This window comes from Actinorectispora metalli, from assembly GCF_056323685.1.
Genome location: NZ_JBREYE010000001.1, coordinates 1,347,735 through 1,369,694 on the forward strand (window position 1 = coordinate 1,347,735; position 21,960 = coordinate 1,369,694).

The window sequence follows — 21,960 nt, forward strand, 5'->3', positions numbered from 1 at the left end:
TGTGCCGCACCGTCACAGAGCGATGGTGGCAGAACTCACCTACTTGCCGGCACGGGGCAGTACTCGCACCTTCTCTGCACGCAGTGTGCTACCACCGTCGGAGGGGCTTCCGGACACCGCGACGTGGTCGCCCTTGGCCGGTTTGTCCGTCACTCCGCCGAGGTCCACCGTTCTGGTGAGGCCGCCCGCGCCGGTCACCGTGGCGCGGTCGCCGTCCAACGCGGTGATCGTGCCCACAACATGCGCCTTGGGCACCAGCACGGCGAAGGCCTTGCCGTCCCTGACCCGCGCCACCACGCGGTCGTCCTTGGCCAGGTCGTCCAGCGAGTCCTTGCCCGAGCCGCGGACCTTGGTGTCCTTGTCGGTGGCGACCGTGACCTCGCTGCCGCTGTCGGCGGCCACGACCAGCTTGTCCTGCTCGACGCGCAGCACCGTGCCGAACACCGCCTCACCGTCCTTCACCGGCCTGCCGGGACGGTGTCCCCGGCGGGGGTGTTCCGCGGCGACCTCGTCGACCGCGCCGACCGCCTCGTCGCCGAGCAGGCCCTGTTCGGCGACCATCCCGAAACGGTCCGCCGAATCGGCCGATGCCGCGACCCCGCTGCCCGCGACGAGCAGCCCGCCGAGCACCGCGCCCGCGGCGGCGATGCCGACCGCGGCGAGCCTGCGTCGAATCCGTCCGTCCACCTGATGTCCTTTCGTCGCATTCCCTGACGGACTTCACGGTGGCCCGCGAGCCTGACCGCGGGCTGAAGGAAGTGCAGACCTTCAGCGCATCTTCAGGTCGCAGGCACCACAATTGCGCCATGAGCGCGCCTGCCCGAGTGCTGGTCGTCGAGGACGCCAAGGCCATCCGCACCGCTGTGGTCACCGCACTCGGCGAGGCCGGGCACCGGGCCGTCGGCCGCGAGGACGGCAGCACCCTGGAGGCCGATCTCGCGGGTTTCCGGCCGGACCTGGTGCTGCTGGATGTGATGCTGCCCGGCCGGGACGGCTTCGCGTTGCTGGAGGTGATCCGCCGTACCAGCGACGCGGGCGTGTTGATGCTGACCGCCAGGGACGGAGTGCCGGACCGGTTGCGCGGCTTGCGGCACGGCGCCGACGACTACGTGACCAAACCGTTCGTGCTGGCCGAACTGCTGGCCAGGGTCGGCGCGATTCTGCGTCGGCTGGGTCGGGTGCCCGCGACCACGCAGATCGGCGACCTGGTGGTGGACGCCGACAGCGGTGTGGCGCTGCGGGACGGCAGACGGCTGGAGCTGACCGCCACCGAGTTGCGGCTACTCAGCTACCTGGCCGCGCAGCGCGGGCGGGTGGTCGGCAAAACGCAGATCCTGACCGGGGTGTGGGGCTACGGCGACTACGACCCGAACCTGGTGGAGGTCCACGTCAGCGCGCTGCGCCGCAAGCTGGAAGCGCTGGGGCCCCGACTGCTGCACACGGTGCGCGGGCTGGGCTACGTGTTGCGGGACGAGCCGTGACGCGGCTGCGCACAAGATCGCTGCGACTGCGGGTCACCTGGTGGACGCTGGCGATCATGGCGGCGGTGCTGGTGCTGCTGGTGCTCACCGTGGACGCGTTGTTCACCAAACAGAGCACCCGTGACCTGCAACTTCTCGTCCAGCAGCGGATCGTGCTGGCGCGGGAGCTTGCCGCGAACGGCGCCGGGCCGCGCGAATTGGTGCGTCGGGTGGAGCGCGGCGGGGTGTTCGTCCGACTGGAACGACCGGACGGCTCCGTGTTCGGCTCGCTGGAGACCGAGGGGCCGTCGGCGAAAACGGCGACGCTGCCGGACGGGTCCACGCTGACCGTCTCCGGCGACCCCGATGCGCTCGGCGCCACCCAGAAGCTGCTGCGCAGACTGCTGCTGCTGGTCGGGCTGGGCGCGCTGGGCGTGACCGCGCTGATGCTGACCCTGACCGTTCGCCGGGCGCTGCGCCCGCTGGACTCGATGACCGCGCTGGCCAACGCCATCGCGGGCGGGCGGCGCGGCGGCAGGCTCAACCCCGACCGGGCCGACACCGAACTCGGCCGCGCCGCGGCGGCCTTCGACGGGATGCTCAACTCGCTGGAGGGCGCCGAGTGGCGGGCGGTGGATTCCGAGGCCCGCACCCGACGGTTCGTCGCCGACGCCGCCCACGAGCTGCGTACCCCGCTGGCGGGCGTTGCGGCGGCGGTGGAGACCGCGTTGCAGTTGCCCGCCTCGGACCGCGAGGACCTGCTGGTGCTCGCCGTCCAGGAGACCCGGCGCGCGGGCAGACTGGTGGAGGACCTGCTCGCGCTGGCGCGCATCGACGCGGGCCTCGACCTCCAGCCGGAAGACGTGGACCTGCTCGATCTCGCGGTGTCCGAGGCCGAGCGCTCCCGGCTGCTGGCGCCCGAACTGCGCTTCACGGTGGACGGCGCGGAAACCGTGGTCCGCGGCGACCGGCAGCGCTTGGGCCAGGTGCTGGGCAACCTGCTCGACAACGCCCGCCGCCACAGCCCACCCGGCGGCGAGGTCGCGATCTCGGTCGGCGCTTACGCGGGCTGGGCCGACCTGACCGTCACCGACCAGGGGCCTGGCGTGCTTCCGGAGGACCGCGAGCGCATCTTCGACCGCCTGGTGCGCCTCCAAGACGCCCGCGACCGCGACTCCGGCGGAGCGGGCCTCGGCCTGGCCATCGCCCGCGGCATCGCCCACGCACACGGCGGAACCCTCACCTGCGCCGCTGCACCCGCGAACACCGGCGCCCGCTTCGTACTCCGTCTCCCCGGTCTCGGTGTCCAAAGTTCGACTTAGTGCCCTAAGTCCGGGACTGGAGGGGTCATGAGCGCTGAGGTTCGGCGGCGGGGGTGACCTTGCGGATGTAGAGGAGGCGGTCGCCTTCCTCGATGGCGTCGGCCTCGGGGGCGTCCACGCGGTAGAGCTTTCCGTTGCGGACCACGCCGAGGACGATGTCGGAGAGGTGGCGGGGTGAGCCGCCGACCTCGGAGCGCTCGATCTCCCGTTCGGCGATGGCCAGGCCCGACTCCGGGGTGAGCAGGTCCTCCATCATCTCCACGATCGAGGGCTTGGACGTGGCCATACCGAGCAGGCGGCCCGCGGTCTCGCTGGACACGACCACCGAGTTGGCGCCGGACTGGCGCAGCAGGTGCAGGTTCTCCGCCTCGCGGACCGCCGCCACGATCTGGGCGTCGGGGGCAAGCTCGCGGGCGGTCAGGGTGACCAGCACCGCGGTGTCGTCGCGGGCGGGCGCCACCACGATCGAGCGGGCCAGCGGCACCCCCGCAACCCGCAGCACATCCGCCCTGGTGCCGGAGCCGGTCACGGTGACAAGGCCCAGCGAGGACGCCGAGTGCAGCGCGGCCTGGTCGGTGTCGACCACCACGATGTCGCTGGCCTGCACACCCTCCCCCAGCAGCGAACTGACCGCGGACCGGCCTTTGGTGCCGTAGCCGACGACCACCACGTGATTGCGCACTCTCCGCCTCCACCGTTGAATTCGCAGTGCCTGCCGAGAGCGCTCGGTCAGAACCTCAAGCGTCGTGCCGACCAGCACGATCAGAAACAGCACCCGCAGCGGCGTGATCACCAGCACGTTCACCAGCCGGGCGGTCGGCGAAACCGGGGTGATGTCGCCGTAGCCGGTGGTGGATAGCGACACGGTCGAGTAGTAAACGGCGTCCAGCAGGGACAGCCCGTCCTCGTTGACGTCGCGGTAGCCGTCGCGGTCGAGGTAGACGATCAACACCGTCACCACGAGCGCGGTGAACGCGCCGATCACCCGGCGCGCGATGGACTGCACCGGACCGACGCCGATCTCCGGCATTCGAATCACGCCGACCAGCGTGTGGTCCGGCCGGTCGGTCAACCGATCACTCACGGGCGGTGAGACTAGCCGCACAGGCCCGCTGGTGCCGGTGCGGCGCCCTTCGATCTCGACCGAAGGGCGGAACTCTGCGAGAGTTCCGCTATGGAACGCAAGAGTTCTGCATTGGCGCTGGCGGGGCTGCTCGCGGGCGCGGCCGCCCTGCACTTCACCACGCCCAAGCCATACGACGCGATCGTTCCGAAATCGCTGCCCGGCAGTCCAAGATCATGGACCTATATTTCGGGCGTCGCCGAACTCGGATGTGCGGCCGCGGTGGCCGTGCCCAAGACCCGCAGAATCGGCGCGCTGGCCGCAGCGCTGCTTTTCATCGGGGTATTCCCGGCGAATATCAAAATGGCCTGGGACTGGCGTCGCAAGCCCCTTGGCCTGCGGTTGATCGCTTTCGGCAGGCTTCCGCTGCAGGTCCCGCTGATCGTCTGGGCGCTGCGGGTGGCACGCGTCGTGCGTCGCCCTGCGAACAAGTGAGACATACATCTCGCTGTGATTGAAATGCCTCATCCGTTTGAGGGCTAGACCAACCATCACATAAGGAATCTAGGATCTTCGGGTGCTTTCCCTCCAGCGCGCGACAAATGCGCTCGGCTGGCGAGGTCTGGTAATCCCGGACGTTGCGGTACTAGGACAGCAGGTGTCCGTCGTGGTGCGCCTGCTGCATGGCGTGCATGCCTGGCGCAAGACCAACGGCTGGCCACCGGAGTCGGACCCGTGCTTTTTCCGCTCGTGGTTCGAGCCCGACCTCCACGACAGCCTGCCGGTGGCCGCGGTGGAACTGGTCGGCACGATCGTCGCCGAGGCCCGGCTGGAACAGGCCCTGACCTCCTGCGGGACGCTGATGACGCTGGCGCCCTGCGCGGTGCTGCTGCCCGCGAGCCAGGCCACCAACCCGTGGCCGCTGATCGAACTGGACTACTACGGCGTCGGCGTGGTCGGCGACGACGGCGGCGAGTCGACCGTGGTGATCGCGCCGGAGGACCGCTCGGTGGAGTTCGGCACCTCGCTGTTCGGACGCTGGCTCAAGGAACTGCTCTACGAGCGGGCGCTGGAACGGCTGGCCGCCCCCGCGCCCGCCGCGGGCTAGTCCTGTTTCCGGCGTTGCAGCCGCCTGATCTCGCGGGCGAACCGGGGATGCACCGGTGAGACCACGATCTCCGAACCGTCTTCCGACGCCGTGGTGCCGGTGATGTTCTCCACGCTGCCCAGGCACAGCGGGAGTGTGGAGAAGTACATCGAGATCAGGCCGAGAGCCATCACGGCGAGCAGCACCGAGGCGAGCTTGCCGTGCACGAAGAACTCCAGCGGTGCCGAGATGGCGAACTCCGCCAGCCCGATCGAGAACAACACCAGGGCCGTTCTCCGCCACGATCGACGGACCCGGATGCACTCGGGGCACAGCGGCCAGGAGACCGACTGCCCTTCGACGGCTCCGCGGGGGCCTGTGGTGCGCAGCGGCAAGCTGACCATCTTGACCGCGGGCTCGCCGTGCCAGGAACAACGTTGAGGCATCACATCGGTGTCACGCAGCCACGAGGTGGGCAGCGTCAGCTTGATCCACTCCATGTCCATCGACTGTCCGCCGACCCGGTCTCATTGCCGTCGTGCTTCGGTCACGTCGATGTCACACAGCGTTAAGATTCCTTTACTGTCCGATAATCGCCCGTTTCATTGATGCATTCGACTGGAAATCTGTTTAATTGTTCAGGCGTCGATGCGTGGGACGGAGCGGATCAAGCGTCGAAGTCCTTGTGCGTCAAGCAGATCGGCAGGCCGCAGGGTCACATTCGGCAGCACGTAGTGGAAAGCCGCGTGAACGTCCTCCAGCGGAATGCGCTGCAACGCGGCCCAGGCCAGCCGGTAGGCGGCCAGCTGGACGGCGACGGCGGGCAGCCGGTCCTCATCGGGCACCGAGCCGGTCTTCCAGTCCACCACGGTCCAGCCGCCGTCGGGGTCGGCGAACACCGCGTCCATCCGGCCGCGCACCGCGATCCCGTCCACCTCGGTCTCGAACGGCACCTCGACCTCGGCGGGCTGGCGGGCGGCCCAGTCACTGTCCAAAAAGGCCTTCTGCAGCCGGTCCAACTGCGCGTCGGGCGCGGCGCCATGATCCGCCGCGCCGGGCAGCTCGTCGATGTCCAGCAGCCGCGTCGCGCCGAAACGCTGCTCCAACCAGGCGTGGAACGCCGTGCCGCGGCGGGCCATCGGGTTGGGCGGGAACGGCAGCGGTCGCCGCAGCCGCCGGGCCAGGGCTTCCGGGTCGGAAGCCAACTCGACAAGCTGGCTCACCGAGAGCTGGGCGGGCAATTCGACCGATTCGCGCCTGCCCGCCGCGGCTGCCCGCTCGGCGAGCAGCACGTCCACATCCCGCGCCCAGCCCTCCGGGTCGTCGGCTTCGGAGTGTTCTTCGGTGGCCACGTCGAACAGCGGCAGTTCGTCCGAAGAGGACTCCCGCAGCTCCGCCAGCTTGGCCACCACCAGGTCGGCGCCCTCGCGCACCGCGTCCCGGCGGTTCCCGAGCGGATCGGTCGGCCAGTCGGCCTGCCTGGTGTGTTCGGCCATCGGATTGGTGTCGTCCTCGCCGGGGCGGGGCGCCCACTCCGGCACGATGCCGATGGAGCCGTCCGCCGCCAGCGCCTGGTGGACCTCGGTGAGGAACTCCGACGGCCCCTTGGGTTTGGCGCCGTTCTCGCCCCACCAGTGTCCGGACAGCAGCAGGCTGTGCTCGGCCCTGGTCACGGCGACGTAGAACAGCCTGCGCTCCTCGATGAGCCTGCGTTCCTCGAACTCCTCGCCGTGCAGCGCCAGCGCTTCCTCGACCTCCTTGCGGTCGGCGCAGCCCTCCAGGTTCAGCACCGGCAGGTCGGCGGAGTCGCCGCGCAGCGAGGCGGGCAGTTCGGTGACGTTGCGCAGCCAGGACGAGGATTTGCGGCGGGCCGGGAAGACGTCGTGCACCAGGTGCGGCACCGCGACGACCTCCCACTCCAGGCCCTTGGCGGAGTGCACGGTGAGGATCTGCACCCGGTCGTCGGCGACCTCCACCTCGCCGGGTTCCAGCCCGTCCTCGGCGACCTCGGCGGCGGTCAGGTAGTCCAGCAGCGAGGCGAGCGAGGCGGACGGGCTGGCCGCGGCGAAGTCGGCGACCACGCCCGCGAAGGCGTCCAGGTGCACCCGGCCGACCGAGGCGGGCCTGGCCAGTGACTCGATGTCCAGCAGTAGCGTCCGCTCGACGTCGGCGACCAGTTCCGGCAGCGGCTGGTCCAAGCGCCTGCGCAGCGCGGCCAGTTCCCCGCCCAGCCTGCGCAGCCGCCGGTAGCCCTCCGCCGAGTACTGCTCGGGATCGCCGGGGTCGTCCACCGCGTCCACCAGCCCGGCCTGTTCGGCGTGTTCGCCGGGCAGCGCGTCGGTGAGCACAGCGAGCGGGTCCTCGGACTGTCCATTGCGGACTTCCCCGGCGACGAGTTCGCGGGCCCGCCGCCACAGCGCGACCAGGTCCGCCGCGCCCAGCCGCCACCGCGACCCGGTGAGCAGCCGCGCGGCGGCGGTGCCCGCCATCGGGTCCACCAGCACCCGCAGCGCGCTGGCCAAATCGCGCACCTCCGGCTCGTCCAGCAGTCCGCCGAGGCCGACGACCTCCACCGGCAGCCCGCGGGCGCGCAGTTCGGCGGCCAGCGCGGCCATATCCGCCCGGCGCCGCACCAGCACCGCGGCGGTGGGCGGCGTGCCGGTCTGGTCGACCGCGTGCTCCCAGCGCGCGGCCACCTGGTCGGCGACCCAGGCGACCTCGGCTCGGACGTCGGGCAGCAGCGCCGCCACCACATCGCCCTTCGGCGCGTCGTCGCGGGCCCGCAGTTCGTCCACGTCGATGCCCTTGGCACGCAGCGGGGCGGACACGGTGTTGGCCAGCGACAGCACCTCGGCGGGGTTGCGGAAGCTGGTCAGCAGCGCGTACCGCCGCGCGGGCCGCCTGCCGTAGTCCTCCAGCCGAGGGAAGTCGGTGGTGAAGCGGGGCAGGTTCGCCGCGCTGGCCCCGCGCCAGCCGTAGATGGCCTGAGCGGGATCGCCGACGGAGGTCACCGGCAGCGGCGCGGTCGTGTCGGTGACCTGGCCGAACAGCGAACGCAGCAACACCCGCTGCGCGTGCCCGGTGTCCTGGTATTCGTCCAGCAGCACCGCCCCGTAGCGGCCGCGCTCCAGATCGGCGACCTCGGGATGGTCACTGGCCAGCCTGGCGGCCAACGCCATCTGGTCGGCGAAGTCCATCGCGCCCTCGGCGCGTTTGCGTTGCTCATAGGCCGCCAGCAGCGGCAGCAGCGCCACCCGAAGCTGTTGCGCGGCGATCATCTCCCGCAGCTTCACGGGAAGGTTGGCCCGCTGCCCCTTGGCGCGCGGCGCGCTCTCGATCAACGTCTCGAAACGCGCGGCATGCTGGGTGAGTTGCTCGGGACGCACCAGGTGCTCGGCGAGTTCGCCCGCCAGCGACAGCAGGTAGGCGGTGACGGTGGTGGGCACCCGGTCGGTGTCCAGATCCTCGGTCCAGCTGCTGACCACCCGGTGGGCAAGCTGCCAGGCGGCGGTCTGGGTGAGCAGCCGGGCGCCGGGCTCCACCGGCAGCCGCAGGCCGTGCTCGCTGACCAGCCGCCCGGCGTAGGCGTGGTAGGTCAGCACCGTGGGTTCGCCGGTGAGCAGCGCCGCCTTGCGCTCGCCGGAGGGGTCCAGCCGGTCCAGGATCGGCGACCCGGCCAGCCTGCGCAGCCGCGCCCGCACCCGGTCGGCAAGCTGCCCGGCGGCCTTACGGGTGAAGGTCAGGCCGAGCACCCGTTCCGGCGTGACCAGCCCGTTGGCCACCAGCCACACCACGCGGGCCGCCATGGTCTCCGTCTTGCCCGCGCCCGCGCCCGCGACCACCAGGGCCGGTTCCGCGGGTGCGGCGATGACGGCGGCCTGCTCCTCGGTGGGTGGATGCAGACCGAGGGCCGCCGCCAGCGTGATCGGCGTGACCAGTTCCGGCACACCCCAACCGTAGAACCGCTACCACCGAACGCAGCAGCCGCCCCGCCGGAAGCCCTCCACGCGATTTTGGCGAGAACCGCTCCCCAACCGCCCCGCAGCGGCGCTCGGGACAGCGGTCCTCGCCAAAATCCCACCCCTCGATTCGAATATGGCTCGCGTGATCAGCTCTCGCAGCCGATCCCGTCCTTGTCGGCGTCGAATCGGTGCCGATCCGGCGCCCGCACCGGGAATCTGCGCGCGGAGATATCCGGGCAGTCCAGGTCCGGCGAATTCGGGGAAATGCACATCGTCGGATACGACGGATCGCATTTACTCGGGGCGGGCGCGACGGGCTTGGGTGCGGTCGTCCGCGGTGGCGGTGGTGGCGCGGCGGGCTTCGGCACGTACGGCTGGACCTTCGTCGCGGGCGCCGCGGGCACCGCCGGTTCCACCGGCGGGACGGTCGTTGTCGTCGTGGTGGTTGTCGTGCTCGACCACGGAGTGGTGGTCGAGCTGCTGGTCAGATAGGTGCTGGTGGCGGGTGTGGCCTGTTTCGCGGTGCCGCAGCCCGCGATCATGCCCACCGCGAGCAGACCCGTGACCGCTCCGATGATCAATGCGGAACCGGCGCCCCCACCGGTCTTCGCGGAATTGATCGAATTCCTATTGTTCTGACGTGTAGTCACGCTACTCCCAATCCCCTCATTCACTCGCAGAACAAGAAGACTGACAGCTCTTTCAAAGTTTGAACCCCGGGAAACCGCTTTCGTTGCCGCACCGGAGCGCCCCCGTAATCAAGGAACTACTCTTCGTTATGCAGTCGCCCTAACTCCATCATTCCAACATCCCACCGTAACATTAATGCCATTTCCTAGTACTCAAATTGCGCAATCATTTATTCGCAGACCTGGCGGCCGGAGCCGTGGATGGGGCAGGTGGTGCGGGCGGGGCAGCGGTCGCAGTCGCCGTTCTCGGTGGCTCGGTAGGTGGGGCCCGCGCTGGCGGCGGCGGCCTCGGCGACGGTTTCCAGCCAGCGGGTGACCTGTTCGGGGTCCAAGGCGGGTTGGCCCAGCTCGGCGGCGCCGGTTTTGGCGTTTTCCTTGGCTACGTAGAGCAGGCGTGCGCCGCCCGGTTCGGAGCTCAGGCCGAGGCTGGTGAACGCGCCCAGGGCGGCGGCCAGCTGGTACACGGCCAGCTGGGGGTGTTCGGCGGCGGCCTCCTTGGTTGGGGCGTTCTTTCCGGTCTTGACGTCGATCACCACCGGCCTGCCCTGGGCGTCGGACTCCAGGCGGTCGACCCGGCCGCGCAGGCGCAGCCATGGGCGCTGGTCGGGGGCTTCGGTGGGGACCGTGACGGTGAGGTCCTGTTCGACCGCGACCTGGGTCAGCTCGGCGCGGCTGTGCGTCAGCCAGGTGCGGAAGGTGGCCAGCATGCGCTCGAGGCGTTGGCGTTCGCGGCGGGAGAACCAGGGGGCGCCCGCGTCGATGGTGGCCCAGGCCTCGTCGAGCTTCTGACGCAGTGCGGCGTCGTCAGCGCCCATGGCGTGGGCCTGCACCAACGCGTGCACCAGGATGCCCGCGACGGAGGGCAGGCTGGCGGCCTCGTCGCCGCCGTGGCGTTGGATCAGCCAGCGCAGTGGGCAGGTGGCCAGAGTTTCCACTGTGGACGGTGAGACGGTGACCTGGCGACCCTCTGTCCATAGTGGATCGTTGGTGGAGCAGTCGCGGAGGCCGTACCAGGCGTCCGGGTGCGCGCCGGGTATGCCCGCCTCGGCCAGCCTGGCGAGTTGGTTGGCGGCGCGGGTGCGGCTGTCGGGGGTGGCGCGGGGGTCGCAGACCGCCCTGCGCAGTTCGCCGACCAGTTCGGACAGGACCAAGCCGCGGGGTGGTTTGGTGATCTGCCGCGGCACGTCGGGGTCGGCGGCCACCTCGTCCAGTTCATCCAGGAAGCGGGAGGGCTGTTCCTCCTCGCCACGCACCGCGCTGACCAGCAGTGTGTGCCGGGCCCGGCCCGCGGCCACCATGAGCAGGCGGCGTTCCTCGGCCAGCAGCGGCGCGGTGGCCGACACCGTGTCGGGTTCCACCCCGGACACCAGGTCGATCAGGCGCTCGACGCCGAGCAGTGTGCCGCGAAGGCGCAGGTCCGGCCAGGAGCCTTCCTGCACGCCGGGCACCGCGACGACCGTCCACTCGCGACCGGCGGCGGCGTGTGCGGAGAGCACCGCCACCGATTCGGTCTGCGGCGCGGTGGGGGCCAACGAGTCGCCCGCGATCTGCTGGGAGCTCAGGTAGTCGGAGAAGCCGTCGACGCCAGCGCCGGGCAGGCGGTCGGCGTAGCGGGCTGCCGCGTCGAACAACGCCACCACGGCATCCAGGTCGCGGTCGGCCTGCACGCCAGGGGTGCCGCCGCGGCTCGCCTGGGTGCTCCAGCGCTGCTCGAGGCCGCTGGCCTGCCACACCTCCCACAGCACCTGCTCGACACCGGCGCCCGATTCGATGGCCTGCCTCGCGGTGGTGATCAGGCCGCCGACGCGGCGCACCGGGGCTGCCGCGTCGTCCAGGGCGGCCAGCCGGTCGGCGTCGAGCAGCACCTCGACCAGCAGCTCACCGCTGGGGCGGTCCTCCCCCGCGGCCAGCACCAGCCGCCGCAGGTCGCGGCGGAGTCTGCGCAGGGAGAGCGCGTCGCCGCCGCCCAGCGGGCTGGACAGCAGGGCGATGGCGGTCTCCTCGTCGAGGGTGTCCGGCGTCGCCGCGACGCGCAGCAGCACCAGGAACGGCCAGACGGCGCTGAGCTGTGCCAACGGCAGTTCGGTCACGGGCATCGCGACGGGGACGCCGGCGGCGAGCAGGGCACGGCGCAGCACGCTGAGCATGCGGGCGGGCGAGCGCACGATCACCGCCATCTCCGACCACGGCACCTCGTCCATCAGGTGCGCGCGGCGAAGCTGGTCGGCGACCCAGGACGCCTCCTGCGCCTCGGAGGCGAACAGCCGGACCGCCAGCCTGCCCTGCTCGGTCTCCTTCTCCACCGGTGCGCGCAGCACACGCTGCGGTCCGCTGCCTGGGAGGCGGGCCGCGAGCCGCTGAACAGCGGCGCGCACGGCGGGACGCATGCGGTGATCGGTGTGCAGCACAACGGTGTGGTCGCCGTCGGGGTCGACGTCGGCGAGGGCGCGCGGGTCGGCGCCGCGGAAGGAGAACACCGTCTGGTCGGGGTCGCCCGCCACCACGAACTCGGTCGCGCCGTCGCCGATCAGCGTGATCAGCTCGAACTGCTGCGGGTCGAGGTGCTGGGCGTCGTCGACGAGCAGGTAGCGGACCCGGTCCTGTTCGGCGCGCAGCAGCGCCTCGTCGTCGTCGAAGGAACCCAGCGCCTCGGCGACAAGCTCGGCGGCGTCCAAGGCGGGGGCGGAGGCCTGCGGGGCCTCGCCGCCCACCGAGCCGCGGAGCTGGTTGACCTCCTCGTACTCGGCGAAGAACCGGCCCGCGGCGACCCATTCGTCGCGACCGTATTTGTGGCCCAACGCGATCAGGTGCTCCGGACCGAGACCGCGTTCGGCCGCGCGCATGAGCAGGTTGCGGAGCTCCTCGGCGAAGGCGGGCAGCGACAACGCGGGCCGCAGGCGTTCCGGCCAGTAGTCGACGCCCTCCTGGAGGTGGTCGAGCAGCATCTCGCGGACGACCGCGTCCTGTTCGGCACCGGCCAGCAGCCGGGGCGGCGGTTCGCCTGCCAGCGAGGAACGCAGGCGCAGCACCGCGAACGCGTAGGAGTGCACGGTGCGCACCAGCGGTTCGCGCACCGTCGCCAGCTCGCTGGTTGTGCTGTCCGGCCTGGTCAGCAGGGCAGTGATGCGGTGGCGCAGTGAGATCGCGGCGCGCCGGTTGGCGGTCAGGATCAACACGCTCTCCGGGTCGGCGCCGCGGTGCAGGATGCGGTCGGCGGCGAGTTCGGCGAGCAGCGTCGTCTTGCCGGTGCCGGGGCCGCCGAGCACGCGGAGCAGGCCTTCCTCATGCGCCAGGGCCGCGCGTCCCGCTTCGCACCAGCGGGGCCGCGGCTGCTCGGTGACCTTCCGCCGGACCAGCAGCGGCGCCGGGGCGGGGGCTGAGCGCAGAGGTGGCACCCTCCGATGGAACCACGAGGCGCCGACATTTCCGGACAGCACCCACCGAACTCTTGACACCCAGATTGGTCTAGTCCACCGTGGGGCCTTGCTCCTGGGAAACCCCTGCTCCCCGTGGAGGAAAAGTGAAACTTCTTAAACCACTGCTTGCTTTGCTCAGCGCGGCCGCCCTGCTGGCGCCCGCCGCGGCGGCCTCGGCTCCGGCGGCGGCGCCCGCGACCGCGTCGCCCTACCTGTACTTCGGCTGGGGCAGCCCGCCCGATCCGGTGCAGGTCATGCGGGACACCGGCATCAAGGCCTTCACGCTGGCGTTCATCCTGTCCGACGGCGGCTGCAACCCCGCATGGGACGGTCAGCGGCCGCTCAACGGCAACGACGCCACGAAGATCAACCAGATCCGGGCCGCGGGCGGCGATGTGATCATCTCCGTGGGCGGCTGGGCGGGCAAGAAGCTTGGCGAGTTCTGCCCGGACGCGCAATCGCTGGCGGGCGCCTACCAGAAGGTGATCGACGCCTACCGGCTCACCGCGCTGGACATCGACATCGAGGCCAAGGAGTTCGAGACCGAGGCCGTGCAGGACCGGGTGCTGAGCGCGCTGAAGATCGTCAAGGAGCGCAACCCCGGCGTGACCACGGTGATCACCATGCCGATTCTGGCCAACGGCCCGAACTTCTGGGGTCAGCGGCTGATCAAGCGGGGCGCCGAGTTGGACGCCAAGGTCGACATCTGGACCAGCATGCCGTTCAACTTCAACGGCGGCGCGGACATGGGCCAGGAGACGATCAACGCGACCGAAGGCCTGAAGAACCAGGTCAAGACCGCGTTCAAGCTCTCCGACGCCGATGCCTACCGCAAGGTCGGCATCTCCTCGATGAACGGCAAGACCGACGTCGGCGAGACGATCACGCAGGCCCACTTCAACACGATGCTGGCCTACGCCCAGCGCAACCACCTTGGCCGCTTCACCTACTGGGCCCTCAACCGCGACCGTCCCTGCGGTGGCGGCGGCAACCCCGGCGAATCGTGCAGCGGCGTTCCCCAGCAGCCCTGGGAGTTCACCAAGATCATCGCCAAGTACACCGGCTGAGACACACAGCGTCCCCGGCCCGAACGGCCGGGGACGCTGGCCAGCACCGATCGCGAGGGCAGACCGGCCTGTCGGAGTTCAGACGCGGGCCACGAGTTCCCGGCCGCCGTCCGGCTTCACCGCGATGACGACGACGTCGTCCACGGTCTTGCGGCAGCGCAGATAGGCGGCGGCACCGCCCCGAACGATCCAGATGACGGGAGAAGTGATCGCCCGGTCATTGCCGTCGCAGTAGGCGGCCGCCAGGAAAAGAGCCGCCTGGTTGGTCGCACACTCACCGACCGCCCACGGGTGCAGCTTTTCTCCACCGCACAACAAAGCACCCGCACCCTCGAACACCGGGAAATCAGCGGGCTTGTCGATCGGGCCCGCGGATTCGCTCTTTAGCTCCCGCTTACCGTCGAGATCGACGGCATAGACATAAGCCGCGGAGGCACCCTTGGAACACCGGTATCCGGTGCCCGCGGTGCCGTTGAATCTGATCGGAGGCGAGACGTGCGTACGGCCCCCCTCGCACTCCACCAGCACCAGGAACATGCCATTGCCCTTGCAGTAGGCCCAGCCGCCGTCGCGGCCCGCGACCGCACTACAGATCATGTCGCCGCCGGGTTCCGGGCTGCTCGCCTGCGCCGCGGTGGCAGCCGAGAGGCCGAGCGTGAGCGCAATGACGGAAATGCCCAGCCGAACAATTCCGCGCTTCATTCGTGAATACATGCACACTCCAGGGTCTTGGAGCTTTCGGGACAGCGCAAGCTAAACACGAATTCAAGACCTCAACTACACCGTCGACCCCGTGTTTTTCGCTTCTATGTTTCACGGATGTTGGCCCGAGAAACCCATTATCCGGCCGGATAATTCCCGCGTCTCAACCCGACACAATTAGCCAATTAAACTCTTTAACCCGAACTAGCCCTGGTAGACCGCAAATATTTCGGCGAAATCATAGGGCTGCTGCGAGATATTGGTGCACTGGGCGGCGTCGCCGGTGCAGGCGTTGCGGTCCTTGACTAGCTCCCAGAACGTCAGCGGACCGATCTTAGTGGCCTTTGCGAAGTCCACCAGCGCGCGGGCCTGCTCCTGGTCGAATACCGCGCCGTCGGAGGACTTGCCGATGGTGGGCGCCAGGCCGACCATGCGCCAGCGCTGGGCGACGTCCAGTCCGGGGTAGAGGGCCGCGAGTTGGGCGTGCAGGGCCTTGGCCTGGTCGATCAGCGAATCGGCTGCTCGGGCCCGCGAGGTGGACAGGCGCTGCTCGCCCGCCAGGATCACCGCGTGCAGGACGACGCCCGCGTCGCGGGTGGCCTGCACAGCGTGCAAGGCCTGCTGGGTCAGGCCGCCGTCGGCGCCGGGGACGGTCAGGGAGATGTTCAGGCCCGGGTTGTTGCGCTGCACCATCGACAGGGCCGCGGCCCGCCTGGACAGGGTGTCGGGGTCGGCGACCGCGGCGGCGTCGAGGTTGATGTCGATGAACCGCAGCCGGTAGCTGTTCACGACCGCGTTGTACTCGTGGGCCAGCGTGTCGGCATCGGCGCAGGCCTTGGCGAGGTCCGCGCCGTCGGGACCGCCGAAGGACACCCTGATGTCGGCGCCCGCCTTGCGGATCGCGCCGATCTCGGCACTGCGCCAGCCCTGACCGGGTGCGCCGCCCGCCTCGTGGGCGCCGAACCAGCGCGCCTTGCACTCCGCGCCCGAGATGAAACCCAGAGTGAAGTGCTTGAGACCGCTGCCCTTCACCAACTCGCCGAGGTCGACCTTGGCGGAGAGGTTGACGTACGGGGCGGTGTGAATGGCCTTGGCGTTGGGCTCGCCGGGGTCGCCAGGCGGGGGCGGCGGCGGCGTCGCCTCGGTGCGGGCGGCGAGGTCGAAGCTCCCGGTGGTCCCGGTCAGGGCGCCCAGGCCGTAGGCCGTCGCCGCGACGGCGAGCATGCAGAGACCGATGCGCAGCAGCGGCAGCCGACGGGTGCTCATCATCGCATCGTGCGCCGATGCGGACGGCAATTCCAGCACGTCAGGGCCGTGCCGCCGGTTTGCACCCCGTCGTGTGGTGCACTGATCGGGTGGATGAACAGACCCTGGAGCGGGTGCGCGAGATCGTCGAGTCCATCCCGGCGGGCAAAGTCGCCAGCTACGGCGACATCGCCGCGCTGGCCGGGCTGTCCACCCCGCGGCTGGTCGGTCGCATCCTCTCCGAGGACGGCCACGACATCCCCTGGCACCGCGTGCTGCGCAGCAACGGCACGCCCGCTCCGCACATCGCCCGCGAACAGCTTGCGCTGCTGCGCGCCGAGGGCGTGCTCGCCAAGGACGGCCGGATCAGCATGCGCACCTACCGCTGGCAGTCCTAAGCCCACAGCGAACAACCGTCAACCGAGAGTTGACGATGCTCAAGCGTCAACCTAGAGTTGACGACATGACGGAACCTGTGAAGATGAGCACTCCGGTGCGGCTGGACGACCTGATCGAGTCGATCAAGAAGGCCAACTCGGACGCACTCGAACAACTCAGCAGCGCGGTGATCGTGGCCGATCACCTCGGCGATATCGCCGATCACCTGATCGGCCACTTCGTCGACCAGGCCCGGCGCTCCGGAGCGTCGTGGACCGAGATCGGCAAGAGCATGGGCGTGACGAAACAGGCCGCCCAGAAGCGGTTCGTCGCCAAGGGGGACAACGACCTCGACCCCGCCCAGGGCTTCAGCCGCTTCACCCCGCGCGCCCGCAACGTCGTGATGGCGGCGCAGGAGGCGGCCAAGGCGGCGGGCAACACCGAGATCCAACCGGAGCACCTCATATTGGGGCTGCTCACGGAGACGGAAGGCCTGGCGGCCAAGGCGATCGTCGCGCAGGACGTGCCGCTGGACCGCGTCGTCGAGACGGCGCTGAAGACGCTGCCCGCGAGGACCGACGCCGCGCTGCCCGAACTGATCCCATTCAACGGGCAGGCCAAGAAGACACTGGAGCTCACGTTCCGGGAGGCGCTGCGCCTGGGGCACAACTACATCGGCACCGAGCACATCCTGCTCGCGCTGTTGGAATTGGAGGACGGCACCGGCGTGCTGGCGGGCCTCGGCGTGGACAAGGCAGGCGTCGAGAACACCGTCGCGGAGATGCTGGCCGAGATCACGAAGAAGTGATCAGGCGGCCTGGTGGTAGCAGCGCGCCGCCAGGTAACGCCGCACGATGAGCTCCACCAGCCGGGGATGCGCGCCGATGGGCTGGGCCACCACATCGGCGCCGGATACACCGAAGGACTGCTGGAACAGGCCGGGGGCCAGCAGCCAGGAGGCGATCGCCACACGCTCGGCACCCCGTTGCCGCAAGGCCTCGACGGCGTCCGGCACCCGCGGCGAGGCCGTGGTGACGAACCCGGGCTGCACCCGGGTGCCGAGGCGGGCCGTCAGCAGCGCCGCCGCGCGGCGGACATCGGCCTGGGCGCGCAGGTCGGAGGAACCCGCGGCGCCGAGCACGACACCGTCACCCGCACGCAGGCCCGCGTCCGCCAGCCGGTCGGCCACCGCCGCGATGAGCGTGGGCGCGGGGCCCAGCGGGTCGGTGAGCACCACGTTGGGGTGGCCGCTCGCGGCGATCTGCTCGGGGACGTCCACCCGCACGTGGTAGCCCGCGGCCAGGAAGGCGGGCACCACCACCGCGGGTCCGCGCAGCTCGCGCAGCACCTCGGTGACGCCGGGGGCGCGGACGTCGGCATACGCCAGGCGCACCGGGATGCGGCCAAGCCGGGCCCGCAGCCGGTCGGCGATCGACTCGGCCTCGGCGGCACCCGCCGGGTCCTTGGTGCCGTGCGCGACCAGGACGAGGGTCATCGGTCGGTCGGCAATCGGTAGCCGCGCTTGACCACGGTCTGCACAAGCTGGGACTGCCCGAGGGCGGCCCGCAGCCGCCCGACGGCGGTCTCCACCGCGTGCTCCTCTCCCCCGCCGGGCAACGCGTCCAGCAGTTCCTGCCTCGACACCACCACACCCGGCTTGGCGGCCAGCGCGCGGAGCAGCGCCATGGGAGCGGGCGGGATCGGGCGCAGCACGCCGTCGACCAGCGCGGCGTGGCCGCGGACCTCCAGGTCGTGACCGGCCACCCGCAGCCGAAGCGCCTTGGCGGGCAGCGTGTCGGCCAGTTGACGCACCATCGAGCCCAGCCGGGAACGCTCGGGCTGCACGGTGGTCACGCCGATCTCCACCAGCGGACCGGCGGTGATCGAGCCGACGCAGCAGACCATCACGTCCTCGCGCAGCGCGCGGGCCAGCGGGTCCAGCTTGCCGAGCTTGCGGGCCAGCCGCAGCACGCTCAGCGCGGCGGGGGCGCTGGTGAAGGTGACGGCGTCAACGCCGCCCGCCACCAGCAGGTCGATGAGGCGCTCCATGGGACCGGTGTCCGGCGGCGCCGACCAGCGGTAGACCGGCACCTCGACGACCTCGGCGCCCGCCTCGCGCAGCGGATCGCTGAAGGACGGCATCGGCTCGCCGTGCTGCTGGATGACGATGCGCTTGCCGACCACGCCCTCCGCCATCAGGTGACTGAGCAGCTCACCGGAGGATTCCGACGGCGGCGACCAGGTGTCGCTGAGACCGGCGGCGCGGACCGCGCCCTTGGCCTTGGGGCCGCGGGCGAGGATCTGGGCCGGGCCAAGCCGGTGCCGCAGCGCGTCGCCGAGGCCCCAGCCTTCGGCTGCCTCCACCCAGCCGCGGAAGCCGATGCCGGTCATGGCGATGGCCACGTCCACCGGCGCGGACACCACATCGCGGGTCGCCGCGAGCGCGTCGACGTCCTCGGGCAGCGGGAGGATGCGAATGGAGGGGGCATGCACCACGTTGGCGCCCCGTCGTTCCAGCAGGGTGCCGAGTTCGTCGGCACGCCGGGCCGCGGTCACCGCCACCGTGAAGCCGGCGAGCGGGAGAACCATGTTCTGCTCAGCCGGCACAGCCAACTCCTCGGTGGCCGGGAAACACGCGGCCGCTCGGGTCGAGACCACGCCGGCGGTCACGGTATGCCCACCTCGACAAGGCCTTCACGGACGCGGACCGGGTAGGTCGCAACTGCCACACTCTGGTCATCCAAACAGACGCCGGTACGCAGGTCGAACACCTGCTTGTAGACGGGTGAGGCCACCGTCGGCGTGCCACGGCGGTCCCCGACGATGCCCCTGGCCAGCACCATCGCCCCGCTGAACGGGTCGTGGTTGGACAGGGTGAAGACCTGGTCGTCATGGGTGCGGAAGATCGCGACCTGGGTACCGTCGGGAAGCAGCGCCGCGACCCCGGTCTCCGGCTGAACTCTACTCAGCGGGCACACCGCCAGCCACACATCCGTCTGCTCTGTGCTCATCGTCGTCATCACTTGACCTCCGGGATGCCGAGCAGCACTGGCACCTTCTGGCCGCGCTCCTCGCGGAACGAGATCGTCGGGTCCGGCGTGCCCGGGGCGTTGACGAACGAGGTGAACCTGGCGAGCTTCTCCGGGTCGGCCAGCACGCCCGCCCACTCGTCGGTGTAGTCGGTGACGTGCCTGGCCATCTGCGCCTCAAGCTCGTCGCAGATGCCGAGGCTGTCGTGCACGATCACGTCCCGCAGGTGATCGAGGCCGCCCTCCAGGCTCTCCAGCCACACCGAGGTGCGTTGCAGCCGGTCTGCGGTGCGGATGTAGAACATCAGGAACCGGTCGATGGTCCGGATCAGCGTGTCTTTGTCCACATCGGACAGCAGCAGGTCGGCGTGCCGCGGCCGCATGCCGCCGTTGCCGCAGACGTAGAGGTTCCAGCCGTTCTCGGTGGCGATCACGCCGAAGTCCTTGCTCTGCGCCTCGGCGCATTCGCGGGCGCAGCCGGACACCGCGGACTTCAGCTTGTGCGGCGAGCGCAGACCCCGGTACCGGAGTTCCAGCTCAACCGCCAGGCCGACGGAGTCCTGCACGCCGTAGCGGCACCAGGTGGTGCCGACGCAGGACTTCACGGTGCGCAGCGCCTTGCCGTAGGCGTGCCCGGATTCGAAGCCCGCCTCCACCAGCCGCCGCCAGATCTCCGGAAGCTGGTCGATGGTGGCGCCGAACATGTCGATGCGCTGCCCGCCGGTGATCTTGGTGTAGAGCCCGAAGTCGCGGGCGACCTCGCCGATCACGATCAGCTTCTCGGGCGTGATCTCCCCGCCGGGAATTCGCGGCACCACCGAGTAGGTGCCGTTGCGCTGGAGGTTGGCCAGGAAGCGGTCGTTGGTGTCCTGCAGGCCGACCTGCTCGCTTTCCAGGATGTGCCCGCTGCCCAGCGAAGCCAGGATGGAGGCGACCGCGGGCTTGCAGATGTCGCAGCCCAGCCCGGTGCCGTGCTTGGCGACGAGGTCGGAGAACGTCCTGATCCCGGTGACGCTGACGATCTCGAACAGCTCCGCGCGGGACTGGGAGAAGTGCTCGCAGAGCGCCTTGGACTGCTCCACCCCGCAGGCGGTCAGCAGCTGCTTGAGCATCGGGATGCACGATCCGCAGGACGTGCCCGCCTTGGTGCAGGCCTTCAGCGACGGCACATCGGCGCAGGCCTGCTCGCCGATGGCGTGCTTGATCGCGCCCTTGGTGACCGCGTTGCAGGAGCAGATCTGCGCCTCGTCGGGCAGCGCGCCGACCCCGATGCCCTCGGCTCCCGCCGAAGCGGGGGCGACCAGCGAGCCGGGCTCGGCGGGCAGCGGGCGGCCCACCATCGGGCGCAGGCTCGCGTATGCGCTCGCATCGCCGACCAGGACACCGCCGAGCAGCGTCTTGGCGTCGTCGGAGACCACCAGCTTCTTGTAGGAGCCGGTGACGGCGTCCTTGTAGACGACCTCCAGCGCGCCCTCGGTGACGCCGTGCGCGTCGCCGAAGCTGGCCACGTCCACGCCGAGCAGCTTGAGCTTGGTGGAGGTGTCGGCGCCCTCGAAGGTGGCATCGCCGCCCAGCAGCCGGTCCGCGGTCACCTCGGCCATCGCGTAGCCGGGCGCCACCAGGCCGTAGATCTGGCCGCCGACCAGCGCGCATTCGCCGATGGCGTAGACGTGCTCGTCGGAGGTGCGGCAGCCCGCGTCCACCACGACACCGCCGCGCGGCCCGACCTCCAGGCCGGACTCGCGGGCAAGCTGGTCGCGCGGGCGGATGCCCGCGGAGAACACCACCAGGTCAAGGTCAAGCTCGACGCCGTTGGCCAGCCGGGAGAACAGGCGCGTCCCGTCCTGCTCGATGACCTCGGCGTGGGTGCCGGTGTGGACGGTGACGTCCAGCGCCTCGATCAGGTGCTTGAGCAGCGCGCCGCCGCCGTCGTCGATCTGGATCGGCATCAGCCGCGGCGCCATCTCCACCACATGCGGGGACATGCCCATATCGCGCAGAGCCTTGGCCGCCTCCAGCCCGAGCAGGCCGCCACCGACGACCATCGCGGCGCTGCGGCCACGGCCGTTCTTGGCGCGCTCCGCGGTCACCCTGATGGCGTCCAGGTCGTCGATGGTGCGGTAGACGAAGCAGCCCGGCAGGTCGTGGCCGGGAACCGGCGGCACGAACGGGTAGGAGCCAGTGGCCAGCGCGAGGGCGTCGTAGCCCTGCACGTGCCCGGAGGCCGAGGTGACCGTGCGGGCCACGCGGTCCACGGCGACCACCGGGTCGCCCAGCCGCAGGGTGACCAGTTCGTCGCCCTCGTACCGGCAGCCCTCCAGCGCCAGATCCTGCGGGTTCCACGAGCCGACGTAGGTGGACAGCCCGACTCGGTCGTAGGCGGGCCTGTTTTCCTCGGCGAAGACGACCACCTGCCAGGTGCCGTCGGAGTCGCGGTCCCGCAGCGCCTGCACCAAACGGTGACCGACCATGCCGTGGCCGGCGACAACCAGCGTGCGCCGCATGAACACCTCCAAAGTCGCGTGTTCCCAGGGTGTGCG

General features: G+C 70.4%; 19 protein-coding genes. 7 read left to right on the forward strand and 12 right to left on the reverse strand.

The window, feature by feature from the left end; all coding sequences use genetic code 11:
* Positions 1 to 39: 39 nt before the first annotated feature.
* Positions 40 to 687: a hypothetical protein gene (locus ACU6XJ_RS06135; protein WP_476307516.1), complete on the reverse strand. Its 648-nt coding sequence runs from the start codon at positions 685 to 687 to the stop codon at positions 40 to 42.
* Positions 688 to 806: 119 nt separating this feature from the next.
* On the opposite strand from ACU6XJ_RS06135, the gene ACU6XJ_RS06140 reads away from it, so the two are divergent.
* On the forward strand, positions 807 to 1,481 hold the full coding sequence (locus ACU6XJ_RS06140) for a response regulator transcription factor (RefSeq protein WP_476307517.1): 675 nt from the start codon (positions 807 to 809) through the stop codon (positions 1,479 to 1,481).
* Positions 1,478 to 2,782, forward strand: coding sequence for a HAMP domain-containing sensor histidine kinase (locus ACU6XJ_RS06145; protein WP_476307519.1), 1,305 nt, complete (start codon positions 1,478 to 1,480; stop codon positions 2,780 to 2,782). The genes ACU6XJ_RS06140 and ACU6XJ_RS06145 overlap by 4 nt, the downstream gene beginning before the upstream one ends.
* Positions 2,783 to 2,807: 25 nt before the next feature.
* Here ACU6XJ_RS06145 and ACU6XJ_RS06150 read toward each other — a convergent pair whose 3' ends face one another.
* Positions 2,808 to 3,812, reverse strand: a complete 1,005-nt coding sequence (locus ACU6XJ_RS06150; protein WP_476313814.1) for a potassium channel family protein — start codon at positions 3,810 to 3,812, stop codon at positions 2,808 to 2,810.
* A gap of 144 nt (positions 3,813 to 3,956) precedes the next feature.
* Here ACU6XJ_RS06150 and ACU6XJ_RS06155 point away from each other — a divergent pair, with 144 nt between their 5' ends.
* Together ACU6XJ_RS06155 and ACU6XJ_RS06160 are read left to right on the forward strand one after the other, a co-directional pair.
* A complete protein-coding gene (locus tag ACU6XJ_RS06155) occupies positions 3,957 to 4,340 on the forward strand; it encodes a DoxX family protein (RefSeq protein WP_476307522.1) in 384 nt (127 codons plus the stop codon).
* A 163-nt stretch (positions 4,341 to 4,503) separates the two neighbouring features.
* On the forward strand, positions 4,504 to 4,953 hold the full coding sequence (locus ACU6XJ_RS06160) for a hypothetical protein (RefSeq protein WP_476307523.1): 450 nt from the start codon (positions 4,504 to 4,506) through the stop codon (positions 4,951 to 4,953).
* Here the strand turns inward: ACU6XJ_RS06160 and ACU6XJ_RS06165 are convergent.
* The 4 genes from ACU6XJ_RS06165 to ACU6XJ_RS06180 all read right to left on the reverse strand — a co-directional run bounded on the left by ACU6XJ_RS06165 (position 4,950) and on the right by ACU6XJ_RS06180 (position 12,978).
* The gene (locus ACU6XJ_RS06165; RefSeq protein ID WP_476307524.1) at positions 4,950 to 5,432 is read right to left on the reverse strand and encodes a hypothetical protein; all 483 of its coding nucleotides are present in this window, start codon (positions 5,430 to 5,432) and stop codon (positions 4,950 to 4,952) included. The two genes, ACU6XJ_RS06160 and ACU6XJ_RS06165, sit on opposite strands and share 4 nt — an antisense overlap.
* A 138-nt stretch (positions 5,433 to 5,570) precedes the next feature.
* Entirely contained in the window at positions 5,571 to 8,879 is a 3,309-nt protein-coding gene (locus ACU6XJ_RS06170; protein WP_476307526.1) for an ATP-dependent helicase, read from the reverse strand.
* A 161-nt stretch (positions 8,880 to 9,040) separates the two neighbouring features.
* Positions 9,041 to 9,475 carry a hypothetical protein gene (locus ACU6XJ_RS06175; RefSeq protein ID WP_476307528.1) on the reverse strand — a complete coding sequence of 145 codons (435 nt, stop codon included), beginning with the start codon at positions 9,473 to 9,475 and terminating at the stop codon, positions 9,041 to 9,043.
* 278 nt (positions 9,476 to 9,753) lie between these two features.
* The gene (locus ACU6XJ_RS06180; RefSeq protein ID WP_476307530.1) at positions 9,754 to 12,978 is read right to left on the reverse strand and encodes an ATP-dependent helicase; all 3,225 of its coding nucleotides are present in this window, start codon (positions 12,976 to 12,978) and stop codon (positions 9,754 to 9,756) included.
* A 125-nt stretch (positions 12,979 to 13,103) separates the two neighbouring features.
* Here ACU6XJ_RS06180 and ACU6XJ_RS06185 point away from each other — a divergent pair, with 125 nt between their 5' ends.
* Complete coding sequence (locus ACU6XJ_RS06185; protein WP_476307532.1) at positions 13,104 to 14,066, forward strand: chitinase; 963 nt, start codon at positions 13,104 to 13,106, stop codon at positions 14,064 to 14,066.
* A gap of 78 nt (positions 14,067 to 14,144) precedes the next feature.
* On the opposite strand, the gene ACU6XJ_RS06190 is transcribed toward ACU6XJ_RS06185, so the two are convergent.
* Positions 14,145 to 14,780 (reverse strand): hypothetical protein, encoded by a 636-nt coding sequence (locus ACU6XJ_RS06190; RefSeq protein ID WP_476307534.1) that lies wholly within the window; start codon positions 14,778 to 14,780, stop codon positions 14,145 to 14,147.
* A gap of 192 nt (positions 14,781 to 14,972) precedes the next feature.
* The gene (locus ACU6XJ_RS06195) at positions 14,973 to 16,034 is read right to left on the reverse strand and encodes a glycoside hydrolase family 18 protein (RefSeq protein WP_476307537.1); all 1,062 of its coding nucleotides are present in this window, start codon (positions 16,032 to 16,034) and stop codon (positions 14,973 to 14,975) included.
* 89 nt (positions 16,035 to 16,123) lie between these two features.
* On the opposite strand from ACU6XJ_RS06195, the gene ACU6XJ_RS06200 reads away from it, so the two are divergent.
* The gene (locus ACU6XJ_RS06200) at positions 16,124 to 16,411 is read left to right on the forward strand and encodes an MGMT family protein (RefSeq protein WP_476307538.1); all 288 of its coding nucleotides are present in this window, start codon (positions 16,124 to 16,126) and stop codon (positions 16,409 to 16,411) included.
* 65 nt (positions 16,412 to 16,476) lie between these two features.
* On the forward strand, positions 16,477 to 17,199 hold the full coding sequence (locus ACU6XJ_RS06205; protein WP_476307539.1) for a Clp protease N-terminal domain-containing protein: 723 nt from the start codon (positions 16,477 to 16,479) through the stop codon (positions 17,197 to 17,199).
* Here the strand turns inward: ACU6XJ_RS06205 and ACU6XJ_RS06210 are convergent, their stop codons facing one another.
* The 4 genes from ACU6XJ_RS06210 to nirB all read right to left on the reverse strand — a co-directional run bounded on the left by ACU6XJ_RS06210 (position 17,200) and on the right by nirB (position 21,924).
* Positions 17,200 to 17,886: a sirohydrochlorin chelatase gene (locus ACU6XJ_RS06210; RefSeq protein ID WP_476307541.1), complete on the reverse strand. Its 687-nt coding sequence runs from the start codon at positions 17,884 to 17,886 to the stop codon at positions 17,200 to 17,202.
* Positions 17,883 to 18,980, reverse strand: coding sequence for a uroporphyrinogen-III synthase (locus tag ACU6XJ_RS06215; RefSeq protein ID WP_476313815.1), 1,098 nt, complete (start codon positions 18,978 to 18,980; stop codon positions 17,883 to 17,885). Before ACU6XJ_RS06215 ends, ACU6XJ_RS06210 begins: the two co-directional genes overlap by 4 nt.
* Positions 18,981 to 19,057: 77 nt before the next feature.
* Positions 19,058 to 19,402: a nitrite reductase small subunit NirD gene (nirD, locus tag ACU6XJ_RS06220; protein ID WP_476307543.1), complete on the reverse strand. Its 345-nt coding sequence runs from the start codon at positions 19,400 to 19,402 to the stop codon at positions 19,058 to 19,060.
* Positions 19,403 to 19,410: 8 nt separating this feature from the next.
* On the reverse strand, positions 19,411 to 21,924 hold the full coding sequence (gene nirB, locus ACU6XJ_RS06225) for a nitrite reductase large subunit NirB (protein ID WP_476307544.1): 2,514 nt from the start codon (positions 21,922 to 21,924) through the stop codon (positions 19,411 to 19,413).
* Between the last annotated feature and the right edge of the window lie 36 nt (positions 21,925 to 21,960).